We start from the raw sequence: 24,901 nt of genomic DNA, 5'->3' as shown, positions 1-24,901 counted from the left end.
AATGAAGACAAAAAAAATGGCCGACCAACAGGCCAGCCACGAAAATTCTCGCATCAATGATAACAGTCAAAATGCCCAGAACGCACGGCTTGCCGGTCGTATGGAGCAAGGCTCCATTGATACGTTCGCCATAATGCGTGAACTCAACATCTGCCGACCTGGTGCGCGTATCTGCGACCTGCGAAACGCCGGTTACGAGATCATCACCAATCGCATAGTGCTGACCGATGAATGGGGGCGCACCCATCGTGGCGTTGCCGTGTACACCTTGATCGCCAAGCCTGGCGTAAGGGCGGCCGCATGAGTGCCCGCATTGTTCCAATCAACTATGAAGGCCAGGCCGTGCGCTTCAATGCTGAGGGCTGGCTTCATGCGACCGAGATAGCCGAGCGTTTCGACAAGCGTCCAAACGACTGGCTTAGTCTCCCCTCGACCATCGAATACCTGGAGGCCCTGAACCGCCGCACCGTTACCGGATTATCTGGTAACGCCTGGTCTATGACCAAGCGCGGCGGTAAAAACCAAGGCACATGGCTTCATCCAAAGTTGGCCGTGGCTTTTGCCCGGTGGCTTTCCGTGGACTTCGCCGTCTGGTGCGACGAGCAGGTAGACGCCCTCCTACGCGGCGAGTCGAAGCCATGGGCCAGCGCCCGCCGTGAGGCTGCCATCGGTCACAAGGCCGTCTGTGATGCCATAGCGCTCAACTGCGAGGCCCAAGGTAAGACAGCGAAGCCACACCACTTCATCAACGAAGCCCGGCTCATCAATCAGGTGATTACCGGCTACTTTGCAGGCCGCGACCGCAACCAGTTGAACGCCGCCGAGCTTGAGCTTGTCACCTTGGCCGAGCTGCGCGACACAGCGCTGATCGGCACGGGCATGGTCTACGCCGAACGCAAAGTGAACCTGCTGCGCTATGTGCGTGAGTTGCAGAGCAAACACCAGCGGAGGATTGCCGCATGACGCCCACTCAATCATTCCCGAGTGTTGCCAAGTTCGCACATCGGCGGTATGATGCGCCCTTCGCTGCAAAATCAGCGACCGGGCTTGGTCGCCCGATCAGATACGGGCGCATAGGCGCCTCCATTACGATTGCTGGCGCTATTTTTTCGTCCCCAATTTCGTTTTATGGTGGCTGTGTGTGGAAGGGCTTAGGCCCTGCCGGATTCCTGTATCTCCGGTCGACCAATCCGCACACGGCTGCCACCCTCTTGCTTGGTCGCAAATGTGGCAGCTCTCAATCTGATACGGGAGCTCCACCTATGCACGCCCTCATTCCATCCAGAATCCGCGCTTTTGCCCACCGCCGTATGGCACTAAACGCCCTCCGCGCAAACTCTGCCATTTCTGTTCGACTCAAACGCTACAACGCTCACATGGAACAAGCACGTTCGCTGGAAACAGTCGGCGGTGCCGAATGACTCGCGCAACCACTACTAGCGCCTGCCTGGGCAATGCTGCCTCGATTATGGAAGCGACCGGCCAGTTTATTTGGGCTGTGGGTAGCCTGTTTCAGCGCTTGCTCGACTCTGGCGATGAGGAGGGAGTTCTCAGTCCGTCTGTGATCGCTGGCGTCGGACATGGCCTGCGATTAGTTGGCGTTCGACTTCAGCAAGATGCAGAGCATTACCTTGAGCGCGTTCAAAGCGATGCCAAACCCGCGACACAAAATGCGGAATCCGAAATCGTGTCGGCAAATGCGGCGATGTCGGTATGAGTCTGATCACTATTACCCAAACTCCTAAAAACGCTCCGATCCACACCTTTTTCGTCATCCAAGTCTATGACGGTCGGGGCTTCTACGGTTTTGGGTTTGGCCTCATTGACCAAGTTTTAGCCAATGACATGCTCCATGCGTTCGGAAGCGACTTGCTGGGGCGGAAAATTGAACTCATTTCGCTGGCCGCGATGCCTCCTGAAGCCGGAAACGATATCGAACGACACCGCGCCCAAACCCAGGTTATGCAAGCGCTGTGGTCTCGCAGTGCCGGTGAATTGTCACCGAGTCGCGCCTTCCTCGTTGCGTTTGTCCATCAATACAAAAATTCCATGCCGCTGAGCGTTCTCAGTTCTATTTTGGAACACGCGAAGTACGAGCCTGATCACGAACAGTACGCCTACGTCCCAATACATGAGTCGGCAATCGGGAGGGCGTACCCATGAGCCGATCTATCGCAACACCTACCGATAGCTCCCTCGACGACCTGCGCGGCGCGCAAGAGATTCTTGTTCTGCTGGCCATGGCTCTTGCAGTCATTGCGGCGCCAACCACGCAGCCGTTTGTAACGAAGGTTTTGGCGATTGTCGCTCAGCACACCGCAATGGCTTGGGCAGAGCTGCTCGAAGGCGTGATTGAGTCGAATGGGGGGGGTGCAATGAGCCGCACAACTATGGATGTGGCGGTATCGGGCATGGATGACCTGTTTGCCGTACAGGATGTATTTACCAACGTACACGCAATCTTCACCGTAATGCTCGAGCACTTCCCGGAAAATCACACGGCGCACGCATTTGCACAGTTAGGCATTGCGGAAGTGAACGACTGGTCAACTAAGACCCTCCAGTGGGCTGAATGCATGAGGCATGAACTAGATGTTCTTTGGCAGGAGGGCGCGCGATGAAAGCTTTGATCTCAAAGTCAAAACGTCCGCTTCCGAGCTCACCTTGGCGCTTGTATCCATGATCAAGCCATCGTTTAAAACCGAAAAAGGCAGCGCCGTCGCGCATCGCCACGACGTACTGACCTTAAGAGGCTAACCATGAAAATTCAAAATGGCGCATCAGCGCCAGCGGGATCGGCTTGCCCTAAGAAAGCCACCGAGTTGTTTTACCTGACTCATCCGAAAGCGCCCAAAGCACTGATGGGGCCTTTTCTAAACGCAGCGGATGCAGAGTGTGGCCGTATCGTAATGCGCAGCGCTGATGCTCTGGTGACGTCTTCGCTGGTCGACTCCATAGACGAAATGACCCACTGGCACGGCGTGAATAACGGCGCTATTTGCCGGGCATTTGCTGGCACATCTGGTGGCCAACATGAGTGACAACGCGATTCTCTTTCGTGAAGCCCTTCAATCCGTACACGGGCCGCTCGACTGGATGCCCGAACCAGACGGCGATATTCACCGGTTCCATGTACCCGGAGATAAGTCCGGTAGCGTAAACGGTTGGTACGTCCTTTACCTGGACGGCATCGCTTCAGGCGCATTCGGCAGTTGGAAAACCGGTGGCACTATGACCTGGTGTAGCCGTGAGCCGGTCGACGCCCGTGAGGCCGAGCAGGTTCGAGAGCGCATTGAGCAGGCCCGGCGCCAGCGCGAAGTCGAGCGCCAACGGCGCCAGAAGATCGCAGCTGAATGGGCCGGCCGTTGGTGGAGTCACGCACGCCGCGCATATCCTGATCATGCTTATTTGGTTGCCAAGCAAGTGCGTGGCCACGGCCTGCGCCAGCGCGGCTCCGAACTGCTGGTGCCGCTGTACGCCAACGGCCAACTGATCAACCTGCAACGTATCGGCCCGGACGGCGGTAAGCGCTTCCTCGCTGGCGGCAAGGTCAGCGCCAGCTATTCCACGTTCGGCACCATCACGCCAGACCGTCCGCTTTGCGTATGCGAAGGCTGGGCGACCGGCGCCACGCTTCATCAAGACGGCGGCTATACCGTCGCCGCAGCAATGAATGCGGGCAACCTCAAGCCGGTGGCGCTGGCGCTTCGTGCCCGGTACCCGAATCAGGAAATCATCATCGCTGGCGACGATGACCGAACAACCGAGGGCAATCCTGGACGCACTGCCGCCAATGCTGCTGCCGCACTTGCTGGCTGCCTGGTCACCTTCCCGGAGTGGCCCGCCGACGTGCCGGACACCCTCAGCGACTTCAATGATTTGGCCATATGGAGCAAAGCCCATGGCATCGCCTGAAAACAAAGTAGTGAGCCTTCGCCCAGACGCACCCATGGTCGTACCGGATCGCCCTTGCTGGGGCGTGTATGAGAACTGGGTGACGAACGAAAAATCCCGCAGGCTGCGGCCCGGTGTGTACTGGCACGGCTTCAAACGTAGCGGCGCCGATGATGAGACGGACGACGACAAGACAGACCGCCCGATCATTGATGAATGGATTGCCACCCCCGTGACCGTCGCGGCACGCACCACCAACAGCGAAGATGGTAGCGAGGGCCGATTCCTTCGCTTGGCAACCGAGAGCGGTACCAAGGAATGGATTATTCCCATGGAAGTGTTCGGTGGTAGCGGTGAAGACGCCAGGCGCCAGTTGTTCGGCATGGGCGTAATCATCGCTCTCAAGAAGCGCGGCCAGTTCATGGAGTACCTACTCGACCAGCGCCCCGACCAAGTGTTTGCCACCACTTGCCGCCCGGGCTGGCATGAGTCTGGCGCTTTTGTACTGCCGGGCCGCACCATCGGTAGCGACAAGGTGCGTTATCAGGCCAGCGGCAAAGGACAAAACCTGTTCAGCTTGCGCGGCGATCTTGAGGGCTGGAAGATCGAAGTTGCCGCCAAGTGCGAGGGCAATCCGGTACTGACGCTGGCGATTGGCTGCGCGCTGGCTGGTCCGCTGCTGAGTCTGGTTGGCGTATTGGGCGGCGGTGTTCACCTTGTGGGCGACAGCTCGAGCGGCAAGTCTCTCGCGCAATTGATCGGATCGTCAGTGTGGGGTGATCCAGGCATCTTTGCAGCGTCTTGGGACATGACCAAAGGCGGGTTGGAGATTGAAGCATCGGGACGCAACGACACCATGTTGCCCTTGGACGAAATCAAGCGCGCTGACCCCAAGCGCGTACAGGAAATGGCCTACTCGCTTGCCAACGGCCAGGGCAAAGGGACCATGACCCGAGAGCGTGAGGGGCGGGCCAAATTGACGTGGCGCTTGCTGGCGCTTTCGAGTGGTGAACGTTCGTTGTCAGAACACGCGGCTATCGGCGGTAACGCGGCCCATGCTGGCGCTGAGCTGCGCATGGTGGACGTAAACGCTGGAACTCGCACCTATCGGGCGTTTGATGAATTGCACGGCCTGGCGGGTGCTGACTTCCACCGCCTGCTTACCGTGGCTGTCGGCGCACATCATGGGCATATCGGGCCAGCGTTCGTGGAAAAGCTGCTCGCCAGCGATGATCGCCCCGGCCTGCTGAAAGACTTCGCCAATGTTCGCGCCAAGTTCACTGAGGACAACGCCCAAGCCGGGCGTGTAGCGGATCGATTCGCCATCATTGCTTTGGCTGCCGAAATGGCTATCACCTACGGACTGTTGCCTTGGACGCAAGGCAGCGCCCTCGCCGACTGCCAGTTGTTGTATAGCGAGTGGTTGGACCGGGTAGGCAGCGGGAATGCCGAGGACCGCCAGATACTGGCCGGCATTATGGATTTCATCGACAAGCACGGCAGTAGCCGGTTCTCCGATGTGGATGACCAGACTGTTGACGCCAAGGTATTCAACCGCGCTGGGTACTGGGAACTGGTCGGCACCAAGCGGCTGTATCTATTCAATAAGTCGTCACTGACCGAGGCTGCGTCAGGGTACGGCCTGAGTCGTGTAGTCAAGGCGCTAGAAAGCGCTGGAGCCTTGGCAAAGCGGGACACCGACCGGGACAGCCGCAAAACCAAAAAGTACCGCATTCCCGGTGGCGGTTCACCCCGGCTGTACGTGATCGATCCCGAGGTCATGGACGGCGAAGGGGGCAGCGTATGACCTCCAGTACGCCAAACCATCAATACCCGACTTCACAGGAACCTAGTTTTGTGGGGAACAGGGGGAACGGGGGAACGGCCTTTAAAGCCGTGGCCTGTAGCTGTTCCCCCTTATTAGATGTATGGGGAACAGGGGGAACACAAACATGTTTTTCAATATAAGCGCGTCGGCTTTTCCGAGTATTTGGCTATCACTGTTCCCCCGAAAAAAAGGTGGGGAACAGAAACCCCCATCCAACCGCCCGGAAACATTGGCTGTTCCCACTGTTCCCCCGTTCCCCCGATTTTTTTTCACAGTCACATTTTGCATCTATGGCAATCCAGTCGATGTGACGCAATGAGCCTCCTTTCCGGTCTGCTCGATCACATGCCACCGACCATCGCCGGGACTGACAAATCGAAAATGGCGAGTCGCGTCACGGATCGTCCACGCCTGGTGCCGGTCGAGCGCTCCGCCAACTTACCGCCGCGCACTTACAACACCGCTGCCCATGCCACTCCTGAGTGGCGTGATGCCCGTGACCGATATCTAGCTCACATATTGGTGTGCCGGTCCTGTTACGCCCCCACAAGCCGCCACTGCCAGCCTGGAACCGACCTGCGTGCTCTGTATGACGGCACGCCCATGGAGGCGCCTCGATGACCCAGCCTCCAGAAACAATTCGGTCTGTAACAGCCGATGTAACAGCAAATCACGCTGTTTCAGATCGCAGACATCCGGGTGAGCGTTTGTGCGCCACCCGCAACGCAACCGCTATGGAGTGCGCACAATGACCACCACCGCTATGGCACTTATACGAATTGCGCAAAAACCTGGCTTAACGCCCAGCACCAACCTGATTACGATTCGCCGTATATGCCGCATCTTTGCGGGACACATCGACGTGATCCAGTGCGAACGCCGGGCGCTGCGTCGACAGGCGGGCAAGTTGCGTCATTACCTTCCGTTCACAGCCAACTCTATTTATGAACTCCAGCAGCGAGCCGAGGACCACCGCCGCAAAGAGTGGGACGATCTGCGCACAGTGATGACCGCGTTTGGTCGTTCGCTAATGCTGGATACTGAAGGGCTGAGCCATGCGCTCGGCTTCGACCGAGTTTGCGACATACTGAGCGTCAACCCGGCACACCGCCATCAAGCCCATTTGGATGGCGACACCAGCATAAGGGGCGTCGCGTTTCTGTCTCAATTAGAAGATAGCGCCGACCGGCAGAGCGAAGTATGGGGCGATGGCGGCCCGTTGCATCGCGCCTGCCAACTTGCAATGATGAGGTTCATCAAAGAAATGCCCTCGCATCTGCTGCCAGATCCGTTCGCACCTGGTGCGGTACTCGGCCCGAAATTGCCGCCAACCCTAAGCATCGTTGGCAATTAACGCTGCCCGTTTTGCCAATTCGCGAACGGTGTAGCAAGTTGCTTGGTCGCGTTGCGGAAAAAAGTCTGAGTGTAAATGCAACGGCACCCATCCAATTTGTAACGCAACAATTCCAAAATAGTGGCTTTTTGACTGCTAGTTATAGCTAATTCGAATTTGCAGGCGGCGATAAGTTGATCGATACTCGCCGCCGATCACAATCATGGAAGACCGCCCTTGACTATCAATATTGCCATCGCGACATATGACGCGATCGTTTTGGGCTGCGATAGTCTGTCCAGCATCGTGGAACAGGCAGTATTGCCGTTCCGATGTGGTCAAGACGGTTTCGCTCGTGACGCCCAAGGCAATGAGTTGGTAGACGCATTCGGAAACAAAGTAGTATCTGTCGCCCAGATCCAGCCGTTCGTTACCAATGTTTTTGGCGGCGCACAGAAGATGTTCCTTCTATATGAGGATGACGATACTTCCGTCGCTGCTGTTACGGCAGGGATGGCTACATTGTCCGGAGTCACAATTGCCAGCGTTGCAGCCAGATTTCGTAAGAAAAACTTAGCAGAGCAGATCACGTTCACGTCTGTACATGCTGTAGCGGAAGCGTTTCTTGGTCATGCTCGTACAGAGTGGGAGCGCCAACTGGACTACGCGAACGCTCCAGAAGAGCAGCGCCCCTATTTCCCTGACGTTCAGTTCATCGCAGGGGGATACGGGAAGGACGACGAGACCAGTAAGGTCTTCAAGATTTCTGTTTGTAATCTCCGGTCAGAGGAACAGTTCGTCTGGCAAACACGTTCCGGAACTTGTTTTGGTGGACAGGCTGACTTTGTTGAGCGTTTACTTGTAGGTGTCGACCAGCGGATCGTCAATGGAGTGATGTTCAAGCTGATGACCGAAGCCGCACCGCGTGACGCGCGTTTAGCTTCGATCTTCGCGGAACAATTACGAGCGGCCGGCGTCGAAATTCCCGAGGGTTTCCAGTTTGACATCCCTCAAGAGTTTATAGACCTGCCGTGGAACGACCACGTTGCGAATATTGATTTTGCTAATTTGCCTACACAATACGCAGTCGATTTGGTCGAGCTTCTTGTAAATATTCAGTCTGGAATGCAGCGCTTTGCAAATGGTGTTGCTACAGTTGGTGGACGTACCCACGTAGGCGTGCTGAAGCGTGGTGAAAAGTTTGTAATGCTCAATGAGCCAAAATTGCATCACAACCATACGGGTTACTCTCATGACTTATGAATATCGCGAGACCTCAGGACAAATCGGCAGTCCGCCTAAGCCTGATCGCGAGCAATGGCTCGCTCGGTCGTTCGCGTGCTCCGATCGAAGTGGGTCTATCCCTTCGTCCCAAGACAGGAAGCCAAGCGGCCTGGCTACTCGCATAGGCGATACCTTGGTTGCGACCTTCCGCAACGGGACCGTTGAGTTGCGTTAATAAACCAATTTCTTGAGGGCCCCTTCTGGGGCCTTTTTTGTTACTGATGTTGCATCCGAACGGACCGTTATGTATGTGACGCAAGCGCCGCGGCCCAGCATGACGGTACGAACGGTACGAACTCCCGGTCATTCGTACCACGCACCACCTCCCCGCTAGAACCCGAAGCAAAAACTTCCCTTCTCAAGCCAGTCACATATACCAGCAACATCAAATCAATGATGGGGCAGGATCATGAGCAGCAATAACAGACTGGATAGCGTGTGCGCGGCATCGATGCTGGTTTCACTTGATGGCCAGGCTAGGCCGGCGCATGAGTGGGCAGCAATTCACGGCATTAAATGGACGACCGTGAAGATGCGCAGGTATCGAGGCCTGAGCTGGGACAAAGCGTTTGAGCCCCAGCAGCGAGGCAGAAAACCCAATTACCGTTGTGGTACGTGCGGGAAAATATGTGAGCCGGAAAGTGATTCTTTGGTTGCATAAAAGTTTTAGCCACAAATTCTCTGTTTGTGGCTAAGCAATCAAATCAACACTCCGGAGTATCAAGAAATGGCAATTGGCGACATCGACGGCGATACCGCCGACACCTACGCTGCTCGCGCGAAGCAAACCAGCTTTGACGCGACCAACACGCCTGCGAAGTATTTGGCGCCGCCTCCCGGGCAGCAGTCGCTAGAACAACTTACCCCACCTGCCGGGCCGATTGGCCGCGCTCAGCAGCAATTGCCAGCGCAGCCTAATAACCTCGGGAACATCGACCTTACGCCTCTCGATCCGGTAGCAGCTGCCCAGTCAGGCCCATCTAACTTGGCTGATGCTTTTCCTGGCTTTTCAGCGGCGCAGGCAGCCAAACCGCCAGCGCAGCCTAATAACCTCGGGAACATCGACCTTACGCCTCTCGATCCGGTAGCAGCTGCCCAGTCAGGCCCATCTAACTTGGCTGATGCTTTTCCGTCTGCGCTGGCACCGCAACCTGCTGACCCCAAGCCAGCAGCCGTAACTCCCTCACCTGCAACACCACCACCAAATCAGCCGAATAATCTGGCCAACATAAGCATGGTGACTCCGATCCCTGCCGGACCTCTGCCTCCACCGATGACTAACCTTGCGCAGATCGGCTCGACTATTGGTGCGAATGCTTTAGGTGTGGCAAGCCCGGCAGCCAAACCTCAATCGCTCGCAGATGCGGCGCCTGTGGGTGTGCTGCCCATGTCAACGAATCTTCCTCACACCAATCCGAGCCCTGTCCCGCTACCAGCGTCAGGGATATTCAGCGCAGACCCATTTACCAAACAGCAGCAGGTAGCGGCATGGAACGCTCAATTTGCTGCCAAGCCAGCCGCCTCAATGGCCGTTGCTCCACCGACAGATCCAAATCCTGTTGCACAGGCGCAGCCAGCTAGCCAGGCATCGAGCGCTCCAACTACTGCGCCTGAGCCAGCCTCGTTAGATATCTATCGCTCAACTGGCGCAGGGACAGACGCGGCCGGCGGCGCCCGCGCAGGCAGACAGATCGTCGCAGCAACCGGCCCTAACGGAGAGGCAAGATTTTCTAATGCCCCGAGAGATCAAGCTTCCGCACAAAGTCTTGGAGACGTTATCAGTAACCCAGCACCGCCAGCTGCCAACCCTAATGCAAGTCTCGCGTCTTTGGGCTCAGCGGCTAATCTCGGCGACGGTATCGGAACTTTCAGTCAGGCGCAGCCAGGTGATGCCGCTCTGGCCATGGGTCGCTTCCAGAAAGCGCACGACCTCCGAGAGAGTTACAAAAACGAAGACCGACGCGATCAGGCGCTTGGTGCGCAATGGAGCGCAGATCACACCAATATCGTCCACGACAGCAGCAAGCCGCTCACCACCGGGCAGAAGCAAAGCGACGCCGGGCTAGATCAGACCAGAGAGCGCGCCGCGAACAGAGTTGTCGCCGCTCAAGGCTTAGTCGACTCAGGCATTAAAGATCGCGCCGGCGAGCAGCAGTTACGACAGTCGGGCCGGCTTGAGGACGCGCTTAACGCTGCAGCTGCTCCGAACGCGACGCCGGACCAGCAACAGCGCTTGCGGACATTGGTAGACCCTACCGGCACGGCGGGCCTTGACCGGCAGCTGAAAGTGGCGAGTATCGACGAGAAAAATGCTTCCACCGCTGCCAAGCTTCGGAATACCAACAAGGCTGGAAATTTGCCGGTAGGTCTTCAGAAACTTGAAGACGGTGACATTGATGCGGTGAGCAACGTTCAGAGCATCAACACTCAAATGGGCAATATCCTCGGCCAAATTGATGACGGCAGCCTCGTGCTTGGCCCGCTTGAAAATAGGAAGAACGCCGCGAGAAACAGCTCAGGGATAAGCACCCCGCAGAGCGCGAACTACGCATCCTTCATGTCATCCCTGGAAAAGATCCGCAATGACAGCCTTCGTCTGAACAAGGGGCCGCAGACCGAGGGTGATGCGAATCGGGCATGGAACGAACTCCTTACCAATGTTAACGACCCTAAAGTCGTGAAGCAGCGCCTTGGAGAGATTCAGGCGATGAACAACAAAGCCGCTCAAGTTCGACTTGGAATGATCAACAGCCGTCGCAAAAATCAGGGGGTGGGCCCGCTAAATATCGACGACATACTCGGCGCGCCGCAACAGGCTTCTCAGTCTGCACAGCCCCAGCAGACGAGCACACCAGTGCCGCAAGCGCCTCAAGGCTCCGTCGCGCAGACTTCGGCAATTCCTCAGATTCAGAATGACGATGACTTCCACAAGCTGCCGTCCGGGGCGCAATTCATCGATCCCAACGGTAATCATCGGAGGAAACCATAATGGCCGCTTGGGAAAACGCACCTCTGATCAATGCCCCGCGCAACGTTTTGCCTGACGCCGAGTCGGTGCCTACCGCCCGCTCTGCGTGGGAGTCAGCCCCCCTGATCAATCAGCCAGCAGCCGGACAAAGCGCCACGCCGAACCAGCCAGCGGATGGTGGAGTTTTCAGCGACAGCAAAGACAACGTTGGCGCTGGTACTGCGACGATCCGTAGCATTGGCGATATGCTGACGTATGGGCATCAGGACGAGATTCTAGCGGGGCTGGATGCCGCTGTTCAGCCCGTGATACCAATACCCGAAAACGGCTCTTCTGCTGATACTTGGCGCCAGCGCTACAACGAAAACGTCGCCAACCAGCGTGAGCAACTAAAGACCGGTCAAGAGCAGCACCCTATCGCCTCGGCCGTTGGCGGCGTAGTTGGCGCGATTATACCTGCCGTAGCAACCCTCGGAGCCTCACTGCCAGAGTCGGCCGCACTCGCCGTAGGAAAATCCACACTCGGCCGGGCGACGATAAAAAGCGCAGGAATCGGCGCGGCCCAAGGTGCGGCTTATGGGTTCGGCTCTGCGGAAGGTGACGTGGTGGATCGATTGCCCGGTGCTGGTGTGGGCGCACTGATCGGCGGGACTGTCGGCGCAGCTGCTCCAGCGGTAATTTCGGGTGTTGGCGCAGTGGCGCGCAAGGTCATACCGCAGCGATTCCTTCCCGGCCAGAGTGCTGGCGCTTCAGTAGCGCAGGGCGCCGAGGGCGATGCTCAGGCAGCGAGTCAAGCTGGCACTCCAACTCCAGGAGTCGACGCACAGCCATCTGGCCCTATTGGTGGCGCACTCGATTCAAGCAAGAGTGCTAACCAGCACGTCTACGACACTGTGAACGCCCCCGCCAAAAAGCAGGACTTGGCGATTGCCGATCTGGCTGACTACATTGCCCCTCAAAAAAACGTAGTCGACGCGATGGCGCGCCTCGGTATTCACAACCCTACCCCCGGCGAGATCACCGGAAATCCTGAGGTTCGCGGCCTTCAAGGTGCTTTCGCGGCCCAGTCTAGTAACCCACTGACAGCCCGGCTCACTGAGAACCGCAATAAGTTGGCGAGCGCCGCTGACGATCTGATCAGCGAGTATGGAGGGTCGACCGACAAGGCCGCATTCTCTATGGATTTTAAGGACAAGAGCCTCGACACCATAAATGGTCTGCGCAAGGAAGCATCTGACCTTTACGACCATGTTGGCACCGCTCTTCCGGAATCGACCCCTGCGCCCGCCGAGGGCGCACTGGCGCATATACAGGCGAATCTGGATAACGTGGGTGGCGACGTTAGCTTGCTTCCGGATTACCAGCAGAAAGCATACAGGGTGCTGACTGCCGACCCTGACGTGGGCAAGCCGCTTCAATCGGTTGCTGGGCTAAACCTCCCCGACAGGCACGTCGCCACCGCCAAGGCGCTCAGCGCCGCCGCCGATGATCTGGTTACCGCCAATGGCGGCTCACTGGACAAGGCTCGATTTTCCGACGATTTCAAACAGCAGGGGGTGGACACTCGCGATGCGTTGGAAACTCAGTCGAACAGCCTTTATCAGCAGCTTAATACGGCCATTCCAAAAACAACCTTTGCCCCTGCCAAGTCTACCGTTGGCTATTTGGCCGGCAAGCTCGTAGAGCTCGGTGGTCGAGATGAGCTTTTGTCGCCCGCCGAACGACTGACGCTCAACGCGCTATCTCCTAAACTGGTAGGCGGATCAGCCGTCGAACCTACCTACTCGGCGCTAGATACCGTGCGGCGCCAGGTTGCGGCCGGCTACAAAGGGCGCGGCCCATTCGCCGACAGCGACAGTCACGATCTTGACCGACTATATGCAACCCTAAGCCAGGATCAGCAGCGAGCAGTTGAGGCGGCAGGTCCGGAATATGGAGAGATGTTCTCGCAAGCAAAAGGGCTGGTTGCCCAGCGCAAGCAGCTTGAAGACTCCCTCAAGGCAACGCTCGGCAAAGACTTGTCAGGATCGGTCGGCAACGTCGTGTCGGGCGCAGTCAAGAAGCTGGCAACCGGTGACTTCCAGTCGTTTGACCGTACCCTATCTAACATCCCGGATAGCCTCAAGTCGCAGTCGGTGCTGACAGGCATTGGTGATGCCTTTTCCGGCGGCAAGGGCAAAGGCCTGAATATTCCGGCGATGACTGACTGGTATCGCAGCCTTCAAAGCAATCCTGCTGCCTTGGCGCGCTTGGAATCGCATCTGACGCCCGAGGCTGCCCAGCAGTTGCGCGACCTGAACACGGGCGCCGCAAATCTACGGGGCCTTGCCGACGGATCGGTAAAGGACAGCTCAGTCAGAGTGCCTACGTTCAAGACGGTAGATAATCTGCGCCGCGCCATTGAGTCGAAAGCGCATAACGGGCACTTTGCGGATGCCGAAGATAATGAGCTTCAAAAATTCCACGGCGCGCTGCTGGGCGATCAACAGAAGGTCGCGGACGCTCACGGAGTTGGCGTTCCGTTCGCCTCGGCCCGCTACCTTGAGCACAAGGGGAAAAATGCCCAGGACAACCTGACTGACTTGCTCGGTCGTAACCTTGAAAGCTCCATAGCCGCGAAGATGGGGCCGGCGATTGAGCAACTGCGCACCGGCAACACCGAGAAATTCGAAACCATGATGCGCAAGGTTCCGAAAGAACAGCAGCAGTCGGTGGTCATGACAGCACTGAGTAGCGGCTTCACCAAAGGCTCGCGCACCTCGCAAGACATCACGCCAAAGGGGCTGACTGATTGGTATGACGGCCTGCTCAAGAACAAAGCCGGGCTAGACCTTCTCTATAAGTACATGCCGGAAGGCGCCCAAAAACGCCTTGAGGATGTCGTTACATCTTCCAGGGCGATGGCTGCCGCAGACGCAAAGGTCATAGGCACAGGCATTTCGAAAGACCCGTTCAAGGATCAGGATGCGGCAGGACAGAAAACTGTAATTCGCCGCGTGCTCGGACTGGTCAAGCCAATTGCGCTAGGAGAGGCTGCTGGGCATTTGACTGGCATCACCGGCCTAGGAAGTGCCGCGGCGCTTTACTCGGTGTTGCGTACGCCAAAGACGCCAACATTAGAGGCCGCAATGCAACTATTCGCCGGTCGCCAATTAGGAGACGCGGTGAGGGCGATCACCAATTCAGATGGGGCGCTTCGTCCCATCGTGCTAGCCCAGCAGAAGCGGCTTGTTCGTACGATGGCGTATCGGAAGTGGGAGCGGAGCCTCAACGATTCGGCGCGAGCCCGTATAGCAACCGTTGGCCCGCTGGTTTACCTGACAGAGCCTAGCCAATAACCGTTGCCGTTAAGCCAAGGATGGCTCTACGATGGCGCCTCAAGGGAAGAGGCTGCCATGCAAAACGTAAAGATTAAATTCGCTTATAAGCAGGGCTTCCGTCGACTCTGGCTCGTTTTGTCTGTTATCTGGCTTTTGATTGTTTATGTGATCGGCATACAGGGAAGGAATGACATCGATTATCAGCTCACAGCAAGCTATGGGCTTATCCCGCCGCTAGCCCTTTATTGCCTGGGCGCCGCCTTCGTCTGGATTGTCGAAGGCTTCGCCAAGGCTGATCGCTAGCCTTCAAAGTTTTTTTTTGCAGCCTCTCAATGCATTTGGCGAAAGTGAGTTTCCGATGACTGTATTCAGCGTCAGGTAACCAAGTACCTGCCCATCCCTGATGATCATTGGTGGCCGACCAGACGAGGTATTGAACGCTGAGAACGGATCAAAGCTATTGCCGAATTTTGAATAGTTGTTCCACATCGAGACGCCACTGTATTGGTTGCCGTAAGTGCCGTACTCATTAAACACAGAGTTCGTGTCGTAGCTGCTGGATATTTTCCCGAGAAATGTGTTTGCAGAATCTTGAGATACGATCGTAGCGTTCTTCACGATCTGACATACCTGTTGAAGGTCTGCCATAGCCTGCCCCGAAATCATCCCCGCCAGCAAAATCACTGCACACTTCAGCTTCATGTCATTCCCTTGATAGATGGTGCAAGTCGCACATCTTGCCTGAGTCACAGCGGGCTGGCAGCCCTAGAATCACAGCGTCAGCCTGGCGACGCTCTCGTAGCAGCAGTCGCCGCTCGAAGATGTTTTATCCCCGCCAACCTTTCCAGCCACATAGCGTTTCTCGCATCTAGATACTGCGAGACAGCGCCATGCGAAACGCTCCCTACGAAATCGGCACCGTTTTCATTCCCCGCCCACCCGTTCGCAGTACCGTTTGCGCTGGAGCTACGCCTATCACTATCGAGGGGATGACGCTCCCGGCTGCTGAGTGGGCGTCTCGCCTCGGCCTCAAGTGGTCGACCGTAAAGATGCGCCGACTGCGTGGCTTCAGTTGGAGCGCTGCGCTAGAGCCAGCTTTGAGGCGGAGCACGTTCATGTCCGGGTGGGCGCTTCAAGCTCGATAGACAGCATCGCTCTATTCGATAACTGCTATTTCCGTAGCATTTACACGCGGTATCCAAGCAGCGGTATTCACACCGGTATCCACGGATAAGCCTGTGTCGGATACCGCTTGGTTACGGGCATGGTTAAGCGGAGATGCGTGTTACCAGCGGGCAAAATAACCCGGCATGTCCCTGTCTCTGGTTCGACTGCCCTGCTCATTTAGTGAGCGAAATTGAACGTATTTTAATGTATTTGAACCATTTCGAAGAGATGAGACGCGGTGTCTAAATCACACTCTATCGCCTAGGGGATGAGGTTATTTATCTAAGTGTGCGTAGCGCTTAATCCGGATATGTTCTCCGCGAAACCGATAAACGGTAAGAACCTAAGTGATCGCTATAACTCAATGAATAAAGTGACAAAAGTTTAGAAAGTAAGAGTACTGCTTCAACTTCCCAAGATGTCGAGATATTGAAATCTATTCATGCGAAATTATTTTTATAGAAAATCTATCCGAACGAGTTTAAATTTATAGTCATTCGAAACGGTGCTGATTTCATTGAGACATAGCTTGAAACAGGCAATTCGCGTCGCTGCCATCTCGTAGGGTTACAGCTACGCCAAGTAAGGATTCTGGGCTAAACGTCATGAGGCTTGAGGCTTGATAGATCAGTAAAACGTACTCTTCCGGCGTCACCATAAACGAAAGGAGATGTCCTATGTGCGGCGGGATCGAAGCGCATGACCAAGACGGATTCCGCAGGGTGTACTTCCCGAATCCAAAGGCAGCCATACCCTTAATATTGGCAGATGGGACAGAGTTGGGATGGGTGCGTTGGGGCCGTAGAAAAAGTGAGCCTGGCTCCTATCCATATGGGGGATGGGCAAAACTTGACACATTCGAACTAGGCGGATGGGAGCGCCATTTTCCCCAGCGAGCGCTTGCTCTGGTCCGGGGGCACATGCAAAAAGACTGCGACCTCAACTCGCACTGGTTCGACGTCATTCCGGGCTATGCAATCGAATGCTTTGTAATTGGCGAGGTAGAGGAGCGACGGGTTTACGTCATTACAACCTCACCGCCGGAGGAATTCTCCTGGATAAATGACCTATGGCCCAAGGTGGTGCCAATCAACGCTGTTTATGACTCTGCGCCGTACGACCTTCTTAGGAACAGCCAAAGGGGCCAGCTTGACGGAAGTGAGTAATGATCTATTGCCGTTAATCCTGAGCATCCCTGGAGATTGAGTCGAGGTGATCCCGAGCGTGCGCGTTTGCAGAAATCAGTTAAGCGTCGGCGGCAACTCAGAGAGGATTTCGGCCAACTCGCGCCACGGATACAGTTTGTCGCCGCTCGCTATGCATCCAGGAAGGTGCGTAAAAGACAATCCTGCAAGGGAAGCGGGTTGCGAAGCCAGGCACGTATAACAGACGACAAGGTTGCCCATCATCAACCACCTCCCATTCCAACCGATCAGCCGCTCGCCTAGGTCGGTACTGTCGCTCATAGCCGAAGCTAACCAGTAAGCGCGTTCTGCATCTGACATCGGAAACCTCCTTGGTAGTTTGTGCGGAAGCCGCTCCCGGTTAAATGTAGACGCAATTTAACAGCTATTCCCACTCGTACCGGCGTGCTCCTAATTAACACCGTCCACCATAGTTTAGCGCACAACTTCGCGCACCTCTGGGACGCAGCGGGCTGTGCGCGAAGGCAGGCAAGCCAAATTCACGAAGCAGCTCACGCACAGATCTCACGCAGCCAGCCTTGCGTGAAACATCTCTCATTGCCGGTACGCACGAACTGGTACGCAAGACGGTACGCAGAGAATCAGTTAACAGCGTTGCACGCGAGTTAACACCCCTACGCGGGAGCTGGTGTCACGCTGGCTTCTTGCGGTGGTTACCAAGCAACTGGTTACCACGCTGGTTAACACGGAAACACTGGTAACCGGCAGGTTTCCAATCGGAGGTTTCCACGCAGGTTGCCACGGTATCGCAGTGCTTTTCACTGGTCGAACGTCGACTTGCGAAAACTACCCCATGAATGAGGCGAAATGACGTTCGAACGACGCTGAATGATCGTTCTGCGAAAACACCCCATGAATGAGGCGCGCCAGCCGTTCCAATGTCAGGTTTTGTCAGGTTCCGGCGTGTTGAAATCGACACACTGTGTAGGAATCAACACGGTGTTATCCATACTGGCATATCAAGCAGGCGCTCTAACGGGGCGTGAGCGGCAAGCTGTCCAATATGTCCCTCAACTCTTCCCATGGATTAGCGCTATTTTTGGCGCTAGAACATCCTGAGCAATGCGTAAAAGGCGTTTCGGCCTGTCGAATTGTCTGAGTGGTCTGGCATTCATTACAGACCAAAAAGTCCCCGCGTAGCGTCCAGATGTTGGCCCAGTAAAGCAGTCGCCCGCCAGGGGTGGTGTGCGGACCTTTGTTCAGTCTGAACATTGTTTGCAGCCCTCAAGTGGTGAGCGGTAACCATAGACTAGGCTCCAGAGCCTAGTCAGATTTCAAATCTGACTTGGCTGGATTGGAGATCTGGGCAAGGGTTCGATTTTAAATCTGACCCTTCTGGATTTGAAATCCGAAAGTCTGGCGACTCGCCAAACCTGACCCGTCATTTCAACGGAGTAGCAAATCGCTATGCCATAGGGGGGAATGAATCGTTCCTCCGTAGGGGTGGGGGGAACGCCCACCCTGCAACGCAAGCCGGAACAGGCAATAGGACAAGCCAAAACTGGCGAGTCGATGCGCCAGCAAACTACCGGGATGACGGCAGTTATCAGATAATCGGACACCCGCTCAGCGCATGTTGAGTATGCCCGCACCGAGGGCCAAACCGTGTTCGTTCTCGACTGCGACTACCTGCCCACCGACAAGGTGGTGTTTCCACCCGAGCTGGCATTGCTGATCGTGAGGAAGACGGCCGCTGTGACTGAGGTGTTTGAGAGTCAGGCAATCGACCAGCCAGACATCCCGGTATCCCGCTTGGTATCCATCTAAATCGGCGTTTCTAGCCGGATACCAGCACCGGTGACCACCATCAGTGACCATCTTTCGCTGACCACAAAACCATCAAACCCATTTGTGGAAACACAACCCCATGGATGATCAGCGTCAAGTACCCAACAGCAGGTTTTAGCGCCCCTGAAGCGCGGCGCTGAAATCAGCCATGAGGCGGAACACTTTCATGTCCGGTTGAGCGCTTCAAGGCAGGTAAGGCAGCATCGCTGTTGACGATGCAGCACACACCGCTGGAAACTTTCCCGCGTAGCGTTTTACCTGCATCCAAAGCGTGGTGTCCACGGATGAGCTGGGGTCGGATATCGCTTGGTTACAGCAATGGTTACGCTAATGGTAACGCGGAAACCGAGAGCCAGCAGCTTACAACGCGGCTGCGTTGGGCCACCCAGTTCATTAAGTGTGGGCGGGAGAACGCTCAATAGAATATTCAAAAGCATCGTAATGGCCACGCATCGCACACTTTCGTATGAGGACGCATAGGCCGCGATTTCGTCATAATGGCCTCCTAACCTACTGTTTCAAATATGCCTGCTTGGCATCCTCCGTCATTGAAACCCCTTCAATTGCGCTTAACCCTTTAAAATCCACCAGTGCGGCAATGTAGCCATCCGCGACACCCTTCTCGTACAGACGGTCATCCTCGTTCACTTGCTCAAGAATCGCATCTATCCGCAAGCGCACTGCCCGCCTAAGCATAGTGATATTCATCTTTGCACCCAGCATGTGTCTTCCGCACCTTCTACTATTCACTCAATTTTAGCTAACGAAGTTGAACTGTATTGAACCATTTGTCAGAAGTTGTAAAAGCCGTATTACAGGCAATCAGCCGCTCGCCAAGGTCGGTGCTGTCGCTCATAGCTGAAGATAACCAGTAAGCATGTTCTGCGTCTGACATCGGAAAACCTCCCTATTATTTCGGGCGGACCAAAAGTCGATGTCATCCTCATCATAGACGTCAAATAAAATGTCACCTTCATCCAAAACGCTTTGAATTCCTCTGATGTCCACCGGTCAACCAATTCGCGAGTATGAAAAATCTTTTTGACTAGGCTGGACACAAATCATGCAGATTGGAATCTGAAACATATGACTATTCGGACGTCTGAAGAGGCAAGGAGTTGGCTTCGAGCGCAGGGAATTAGCGTTTCGGACTTTGCTCGAACCCATGGCCTTGATCTTTCTACGACTTATCAGGTGCTGTACGGAATCAAGAAAGGGTTTCGGGGTATGTCTCATAGGTCTGCGGTTGCACTCGGGATGAAGCTTTGCGTAGAGCCTGAGTCACGACCTGATGAAGCATTGGTAAGCAGGGATCTCTCGGATCATGTTTAGCGCACTCCTACCGATAGACCAGAGAGTTATATACAAAGTGGATAGATGTGAGTTTGTGATAACGATGTGCGCGGTTCACACACTAGCCAATCGCTCGTACACTCATAGAAATACCTAGACGAGCTAGAAGGAATTCCCATGCATGGTATGAGTGCAAGATTGAAGGAAGAGCGAAAACGCCTCGGCCTTTCGCAGCAAGCATTGGCGACTATCGGTGAAATAGAACCAAACGCTTAGGGCATGTACGAGCGAGGTGCGCGGTTTCCGAATGCCACCTATCTGTCTTCAGTTGCAAAAGCAGGTGTGGATATTTTATTTGTGGTGACGGGAGTCAAGAAAGTACGGCCAACGGATAGCATGACCATTATGGACACTAAGGTATTGCATGAACTGGACGGCCTGCCGAAGGACGTACAAGACGACATCAAAAAATTGATTTCGACCCTTTTCGAACAAGATACACAGGAATAGGCCGCAACCTCACTTATTCCTTCGTCAGTGAGGTTGATATAGATAAGGCATGGCAGTGAGAGGGATGACAGGGAGTATCCGTCGAAGGATTGTCACTTCACCAGGTAGGGTGCTGCAACCGAATAGTCTGTGCCTATTGGCTCAAGATGGTTATGAGAGGAGCTAGCGTTCTCAAGGTCTTGCTGAAGTTCCGCAATGAAACTTGAAATAGTACGACTGGTATTGAGCGACGCAGTGGTGATTCCGGTGACAACCAGACTCTCCCTGTCCCCACCTTCTTGAAAAACGCGCACGGTCAAAGACGAATCGGCCGAGAGAGTGCATTCACAGCGGTTTGGCAGGAAGCTTTGCTCCACAATATGTCGTAGTTCCAGTGTCGAAATCATTTTAAAATAACCCTAACAAAAGTCAGCCCAAATGACTCTCGCCTCAGGTGATAAGGAAGCCGTAATTATTTACGACTTGATGAGCTTGCCTGAGGTAAATCTGGCCCGGCGCTCACAAGCCAGTGTAGGCTAATCATCCAAAAGCATTGGATTAATTTAGGTCGCAATCCATATGAGTTCGTCCACTACGCCTTCCACTATTCAGAGGAAGTCATCGGTACCAGCGAGCTATTGTGGTGAAACCGCCACAATCGAGACGCCAGCGGAGTACCGCTCATCTGGAAGGTGGTGGGGATTACCAGGACGGCGTTGAGAGCATTGTGATGACGAAACAGCCACCAGCAGCGAGCGCCGTGTATCCCCTGGTGTATCCCTATAAAACACACACAGAACAAAACTCTTTAAATACAGTAACTTAACGACCCAGCTCAAATGACTGTGTACCACCAAGTACCGGTTTACAGATGTCTACAGCAGTCTATAAACCACCTCAAGAAGCCCGCCTAGTGCGGGCTTTCTTGTGTCTGGGCATCTCTCCTTTTATAGCCTTATAGCCCCCAGCATCCCCACCCGCATGGGAGAGGGGACGGAAAATCTTAGGGATGCGAACCTGATAAAGCATAGCGACTTGCCTCATTCCATCAAGTCGTCGCACATCGGATTCACGTTGATAACGTGCGCAGCCAGCCGCGACGCGTCCTTTTGAGGCTGGCATACCGACGCGGGCGCTAAGCTTCGTGAGCCACCTAATGGCCAGCATCCACACAAAATAAAAACATCACCCCACACAATATTTCTGCCGTTAAAACGTCTTCATCTCCATGGACCCCTCGCACAGCCGGAACTTGATGACAGACCGAAACAGCGACATCACCGCGACTGTCTTGCGCGAACGCACCAAGCTGGGGAATTTCATTCGGCGCAGGGTACGTGACTCGACTGAGGCCGAAGACATTTTGCAGGACGTGTTTTATGAATTCGTTCAAGCCTATCGCCTTCCGGCAACGATTGAGCAGGCCAGTGCATGGCTTTTCCGGGTAGCGCGAAATCGGATCATTGACCGGTTTCGCAAGAAGAAAGAACAACCCATCAGCGGGATGAACGAAAGCACCGACGATGACGATGAGGTGTATCGGCTAGACCTCGCGCTGCCGTCGATGGACGCCGGGCCGGACGCTATTTTCGCCCGCTCAGCCGTACTTAACGCGCTGCAGGATGCGTTGGACGAACTGCCGGAGAATCAGCGCGAGGTGTTTATTGCCCATGAAATCGCGGGTAACAGCTTCAAGGAAATAGCGGCGCAAAGCGGCGTTGCGGTGAACACTTTATTGGCACGAAAGCGCTATGCAGTCTTGCATTTGCGCAGTCGGCTACAAACGGTTTATGACGAACTTGATACGTAACGGAGAGCACACATGAAATATCGACTGAGAATTGCGGCACGGGTGCTGTTGGGGATCGTGGCGGTGGCCGTGCTGGGCTGGGTGGTCATGGCGCTGTGGAACTGGGTGATTCCAGAGTTATTCACAGGCGGGCGAGTGATCGACTATGGGCATGCGTTAGGGTTGCTGTTGCTTAGCCGGATCCTGTTTGGCGGATTCCGTGGGCGCGGTGGCTGGCACGGTCGTCGGGACTGGCGCAAATGGGAAGCGATGACGGCCGAAGAACGCGAGCAGTTCAAACAGACCATGTTCTCCGGGCGACACAAGCGTTCCGAGGGTTAATCGCGACGGATCATCGAGTGCCAGCAACAAAGCCGGGAGGGCTTCCGGCTAATACCTTGATACATTTCCCCGCCGTGCTATAGGATGCACGCAGGAGATGGCATTCCTCCTCTAACCGCCTTGTGCTGATGATGCCTACGTGAATCCTGAACAAGGCGCGTAGGTGTGCGCCTTGTTCCTTATGAGAACAGGCCCTTGAATACGACCTATCAGCACCCCTTCGATAAAACCTCGCCCCCTTGGCATCAGCCTGCTCTCCGATGGTCGGGAGCGTTACGCCTATGCTGAAGTCAATTTTCGCCATCGCTTTCGGAGCGTCCGTAGGCGCGTTGATGCGCTGGCAATTAGGCATGAAGCTCAACTCGGTGTTTCCGACGCTTCCCCCCGGTACGGTGGTCGCCAACATGGTCGGTGGCTACATCATCGGTCTGGCGGTGGCATTCTTTGCGGCAACACCGACCCTTAGCGCCGAGTGGAGACTGCTGGTCATCACCGGTTTCTGCGGTGGTCTGACCACGTTTTCTACTTTTTCGGCCGAGACCATGATTTTGATTCAACAAGGGCGCCTGCTCTGGGCGCTCAGTTCGATCGCAGTGCATGTACTCGGCTCCCTTGCGATGACCGCACTAGGATTGCTGACCTTTCAATTCATCAGCGGACGCTGAAGGAAGGCCTCATGAATGGCTTTCAAGTGATTTTCTACACCCCGCAAACCATCGCCATGAGGGGAAATGCTCAGGGAATGGATTGTCAACCTGACAAAAGAACTGGGTCTGTGCGGCGCAACAAGGGTGTCTGGCATCGAGGGATTTGGGCACACAGGCAAGAGCCATTCAGCTCACTTTTTCGGGCTGGCCGATCAACCGATGGAAATACGGCTGGCAATGACTGACGAGGAAGACCAGCGGCTATTTGAGCGTTTGGCCATCGAAGACGTCGCCTTGTTTATATCAAGATGCCCATTGAACTGGGCTTTATCGGTAAAGCCGTGGCGCATTGACGCCTCGGCGTGGGCGAGTCCATCTAATTACCGTCAGGGTTGAAGTTCAGTCAGGATGCGGTAAGCCAGACGAACCCGGGCTTCATTGGGAAAGTTCTTGTTCGCGAGCATCACGATGCCGAGCTTTTTCGCTGGCACAAACGCCACATACGCACCAAATCCGTTGGTTGATCCGGTCTTGTTTATCCAGACAGATTGCTGCGGTGGCAGAGGCGGATTTAAGGCTGTGACGGCGTTGCTCTCGTACGCCATCTTGTTCGAGTTGCCTTCCAATAATGCGTCCAGTGAGACTGGATAGCGGTATTGCTCCCAGATCAGGTCCTGCGTCATGGCCCTCAACTGAAAGTAACCGGTGTGGGTGTCGGCCATCGCGCGCTTGAGCAATGGACTCGTGTCTGTGAGGCCCATGTTGGCTTCGACGAACCGAATCAAGTCTTTGGAAGTCGTTTTCACCCCGTAGGCTTCGGCGCCGAGCACGCCAAGACTGAGTCTGACGGGCTTGTCGTTCTTGTCGTAGCCTTGAGCGTAGGCGGCCAACTTGTTCGCCGGAAGGGTGATGAAGCTGTTGGGCATGCCGAGTTCGGGAAACAGCCGATGCTCCAAGGCTTGGTCGAAAGGCATTCCCATGCTCTTGGCGGCAGTCATTCCGAGCATTCCGACGCTTGGGTTGGCATAGGTTCTGTAGGTGCCGGGGGCAAACGTCGGTTGCCATGCCTTGAAGTACGCCATCATCTGCGTGGCGTTCCGTATGTCATCAGGAAACTGCAATGGGAAGCCGCCAGCCGTGTGGGTCGCCAGATTGATCAGTGTCACGTTGTCGAACGGGCTGCCCTTGAGTTCAGGCACATAGGCGCTTGGGCGATCAGTGAGCAGTAGCTTGCCGCTGGCTTGGGCGTAGGTCGCCAGGGTCGCCGTGAAGGTCTTGCTGACCGAGCCTATCTCGAACAGCGTGCCGTTGTTGACCGGCTGCTGCGTTTCTCTGGAGGCCACTCCGTAGCTGTAGAAACGCGGCTTGCCATCCACGGTGATCGCGATGGCTAAGCCCGCGACGTTGTAATGACTCATGACGGAGTGAGCGGCATCTTGCACAACGGCATCGATGTTGCGCGGTTCGGCATTCGCCACAGCAACGTTACCGAAAAAGAGGCAGCTGCTTGATAACAGACAAAGAGTAAGAAGCTTTCCAATAAAGCGCATTCCA

General features: G+C 55.4%; 25 protein-coding genes, 1 pseudogene and 1 riboswitch. Of the genes and pseudogenes, 21 read left to right on the top strand and 5 right to left on the bottom strand.

Annotation, left to right across the window (positions count from 1 at the left end; genetic code table 11):
* Nucleotide 1 precedes the first annotated feature (1 nt).
* The 14 genes from QN378_RS12695 to QN378_RS12630 all read left to right on the top strand — a co-directional run bounded on the left by QN378_RS12695 (nt 2) and on the right by QN378_RS12630 (nt 14,930).
* Nucleotides 2-304 carry a helix-turn-helix domain-containing protein gene (locus QN378_RS12695; protein ID WP_323550867.1) on the top strand — a complete coding sequence of 101 codons (303 nt, stop codon included), beginning with the start codon at nt 2-4 and terminating at the stop codon, nt 302-304.
* Nucleotides 301-963, top strand: coding sequence for a KilA-N domain-containing protein (locus tag QN378_RS12690; RefSeq protein ID WP_323550868.1), 663 nt, complete (start codon nt 301-303; stop codon nt 961-963). Before QN378_RS12695 ends, QN378_RS12690 begins: the two co-directional genes overlap by 4 nt.
* A gap of 454 nt (nt 964-1,417) precedes the next feature.
* Nucleotides 1,418-1,717: a hypothetical protein gene (locus QN378_RS12685; RefSeq protein ID WP_323550869.1), complete on the top strand. Its 300-nt coding sequence runs from the start codon at nt 1,418-1,420 to the stop codon at nt 1,715-1,717.
* Nucleotides 1,714-2,163 (top strand): hypothetical protein, encoded by a 450-nt coding sequence (locus QN378_RS12680; RefSeq protein WP_323550870.1) that lies wholly within the window; start codon nt 1,714-1,716, stop codon nt 2,161-2,163. Before QN378_RS12685 ends, QN378_RS12680 begins: the two co-directional genes overlap by 4 nt.
* Nucleotides 2,160-2,621, top strand: coding sequence for a hypothetical protein (locus QN378_RS12675; protein ID WP_323550871.1), 462 nt, complete (start codon nt 2,160-2,162; stop codon nt 2,619-2,621). The genes QN378_RS12680 and QN378_RS12675 overlap by 4 nt, the downstream gene beginning before the upstream one ends.
* Before the next feature lie 138 nt (nt 2,622-2,759).
* The gene (locus QN378_RS12670; RefSeq protein WP_322167123.1) at nt 2,760-3,041 is read left to right on the top strand and encodes a hypothetical protein; all 282 of its coding nucleotides are present in this window, start codon (nt 2,760-2,762) and stop codon (nt 3,039-3,041) included.
* On the top strand, nt 3,034-3,915 hold the full coding sequence (locus QN378_RS12665) for a toprim domain-containing protein (RefSeq protein WP_323550872.1): 882 nt from the start codon (nt 3,034-3,036) through the stop codon (nt 3,913-3,915). The genes QN378_RS12670 and QN378_RS12665 overlap by 8 nt, the downstream gene beginning before the upstream one ends.
* A complete protein-coding gene (locus tag QN378_RS12660; RefSeq protein WP_323550873.1) occupies nt 3,902-5,701 on the top strand; it encodes a DUF927 domain-containing protein in 1,800 nt (599 codons plus the stop codon). The genes QN378_RS12665 and QN378_RS12660 overlap by 14 nt, the downstream gene beginning before the upstream one ends.
* 336 nt (nt 5,702-6,037) lie before the next feature.
* Complete coding sequence (locus QN378_RS12655) at nt 6,038-6,343, top strand: hypothetical protein (RefSeq protein ID WP_323550874.1); 306 nt, start codon at nt 6,038-6,040, stop codon at nt 6,341-6,343.
* Nucleotides 6,344-6,470: 127 nt separating this feature from the next.
* A complete protein-coding gene (locus QN378_RS12650) occupies nt 6,471-7,076 on the top strand; it encodes a hypothetical protein (protein ID WP_323550875.1) in 606 nt (201 codons plus the stop codon).
* Between the two features lie 216 nt (nt 7,077-7,292).
* Complete coding sequence (locus QN378_RS12645) at nt 7,293-8,318, top strand: hypothetical protein (RefSeq protein WP_323550876.1); 1,026 nt, start codon at nt 7,293-7,295, stop codon at nt 8,316-8,318.
* A 748-nt stretch (nt 8,319-9,066) separates the two neighbouring features.
* Nucleotides 9,067-11,328, top strand: a complete 2,262-nt coding sequence (locus QN378_RS12640; RefSeq protein ID WP_323570704.1) for a hypothetical protein — start codon at nt 9,067-9,069, stop codon at nt 11,326-11,328.
* A complete protein-coding gene (locus tag QN378_RS12635; protein WP_323550913.1) occupies nt 11,328-14,645 on the top strand; it encodes a hypothetical protein in 3,318 nt (1,105 codons plus the stop codon). Before QN378_RS12640 ends, QN378_RS12635 begins: the two co-directional genes overlap by 1 nt.
* A 57-nt stretch (nt 14,646-14,702) precedes the next feature.
* The gene (locus tag QN378_RS12630; RefSeq protein ID WP_323550914.1) at nt 14,703-14,930 is read left to right on the top strand and encodes a hypothetical protein; all 228 of its coding nucleotides are present in this window, start codon (nt 14,703-14,705) and stop codon (nt 14,928-14,930) included.
* 3 nt (nt 14,931-14,933) lie between these two features.
* Here the strand turns inward: QN378_RS12630 and QN378_RS12625 are convergent, their stop codons facing one another.
* Together QN378_RS12625 and QN378_RS12620 are read right to left on the bottom strand one after the other, a co-directional pair.
* Nucleotides 14,934-15,329, bottom strand: a complete 396-nt coding sequence (locus QN378_RS12625) for a hypothetical protein (RefSeq protein ID WP_323550915.1) — start codon at nt 15,327-15,329, stop codon at nt 14,934-14,936.
* Between the two features lie 1,706 nt (nt 15,330-17,035).
* Complete coding sequence (locus tag QN378_RS12620; RefSeq protein WP_322184384.1) at nt 17,036-17,299, bottom strand: hypothetical protein; 264 nt, start codon at nt 17,297-17,299, stop codon at nt 17,036-17,038.
* 1,305 nt (nt 17,300-18,604) lie between these two features.
* Here QN378_RS12620 and QN378_RS12615 point away from each other — a divergent pair.
* Complete coding sequence (locus QN378_RS12615; protein WP_323550916.1) at nt 18,605-18,766, top strand: hypothetical protein; 162 nt, start codon at nt 18,605-18,607, stop codon at nt 18,764-18,766.
* A 531-nt stretch (nt 18,767-19,297) separates the two neighbouring features.
* Here QN378_RS12615 and QN378_RS12610 read toward each other — a convergent pair.
* The gene (locus QN378_RS12610) at nt 19,298-19,495 is read right to left on the bottom strand and encodes a hypothetical protein (RefSeq protein ID WP_323550917.1); all 198 of its coding nucleotides are present in this window, start codon (nt 19,493-19,495) and stop codon (nt 19,298-19,300) included.
* Between the two features lie 378 nt (nt 19,496-19,873).
* Between QN378_RS12610 and QN378_RS12605 the strand changes: the two genes are divergently transcribed.
* Complete coding sequence (locus QN378_RS12605) at nt 19,874-20,119, top strand: DNA-binding protein (protein WP_323550918.1); 246 nt, start codon at nt 19,874-19,876, stop codon at nt 20,117-20,119.
* A gap of 240 nt (nt 20,120-20,359) precedes the next feature.
* Nucleotides 20,360-20,590: a transcriptional regulator gene (locus QN378_RS12600; protein ID WP_323550919.1), complete on the top strand. Its 231-nt coding sequence runs from the start codon at nt 20,360-20,362 to the stop codon at nt 20,588-20,590.
* 92 nt (nt 20,591-20,682) lie between these two features.
* On the opposite strand, the gene QN378_RS12595 is transcribed toward QN378_RS12600, so the two are convergent.
* The gene (locus tag QN378_RS12595) at nt 20,683-20,976 is read right to left on the bottom strand and encodes a DUF1652 domain-containing protein (RefSeq protein ID WP_323550920.1); all 294 of its coding nucleotides are present in this window, start codon (nt 20,974-20,976) and stop codon (nt 20,683-20,685) included.
* Nucleotides 20,977-21,824: 848 nt separating this feature from the next.
* Between QN378_RS12595 and QN378_RS12590 the strand changes: the two genes are divergently transcribed.
* The 4 genes and pseudogenes from QN378_RS12590 (at nt 21,825) to QN378_RS12575 (ending at nt 23,700) form a co-directional block, all read left to right on the top strand.
* Entirely contained in the window at nt 21,825-22,379 is a 555-nt protein-coding gene (locus QN378_RS12590; RefSeq protein ID WP_323550921.1) for a sigma-70 family RNA polymerase sigma factor, read from the top strand.
* 12 nt (nt 22,380-22,391) lie between these two features.
* Nucleotides 22,392-22,700, top strand: a complete 309-nt coding sequence (locus QN378_RS12585; protein WP_322201004.1) for a hypothetical protein — start codon at nt 22,392-22,394, stop codon at nt 22,698-22,700.
* Between the two features lie 84 nt (nt 22,701-22,784).
* A riboswitch (Fluoride riboswitch) is annotated at nt 22,785-22,845 on the top strand.
* A 136-nt stretch (nt 22,846-22,981) separates the two neighbouring features.
* The gene (crcB, locus tag QN378_RS12580; RefSeq protein WP_322201002.1) at nt 22,982-23,365 is read left to right on the top strand and encodes a fluoride efflux transporter CrcB; all 384 of its coding nucleotides are present in this window, start codon (nt 22,982-22,984) and stop codon (nt 23,363-23,365) included.
* An 11-nt stretch (nt 23,366-23,376) separates the two neighbouring features.
* Nucleotides 23,377-23,700, top strand: a pseudogene (locus tag QN378_RS12575) (DUF190 domain-containing protein).
* 33 nt (nt 23,701-23,733) lie between these two features.
* Here QN378_RS12575 and ampC read toward each other — a convergent pair.
* A complete protein-coding gene (gene ampC, locus QN378_RS12570) occupies nt 23,734-24,897 on the bottom strand; it encodes a class C beta-lactamase (RefSeq protein WP_323550922.1) in 1,164 nt (387 codons plus the stop codon).
* Nucleotides 24,898-24,901 lie beyond the last annotated feature (4 nt).

The organism is Pseudomonas sp. 10S5 (assembly GCF_035019745.1).
In the GTDB taxonomy this organism is placed as follows: domain Bacteria; phylum Pseudomonadota; class Gammaproteobacteria; order Pseudomonadales; family Pseudomonadaceae; genus Aquipseudomonas.
The sequence above is the reverse complement of the archived record's forward strand: the minus strand, read 5'-3'. Positions and strand labels throughout refer to the sequence as shown.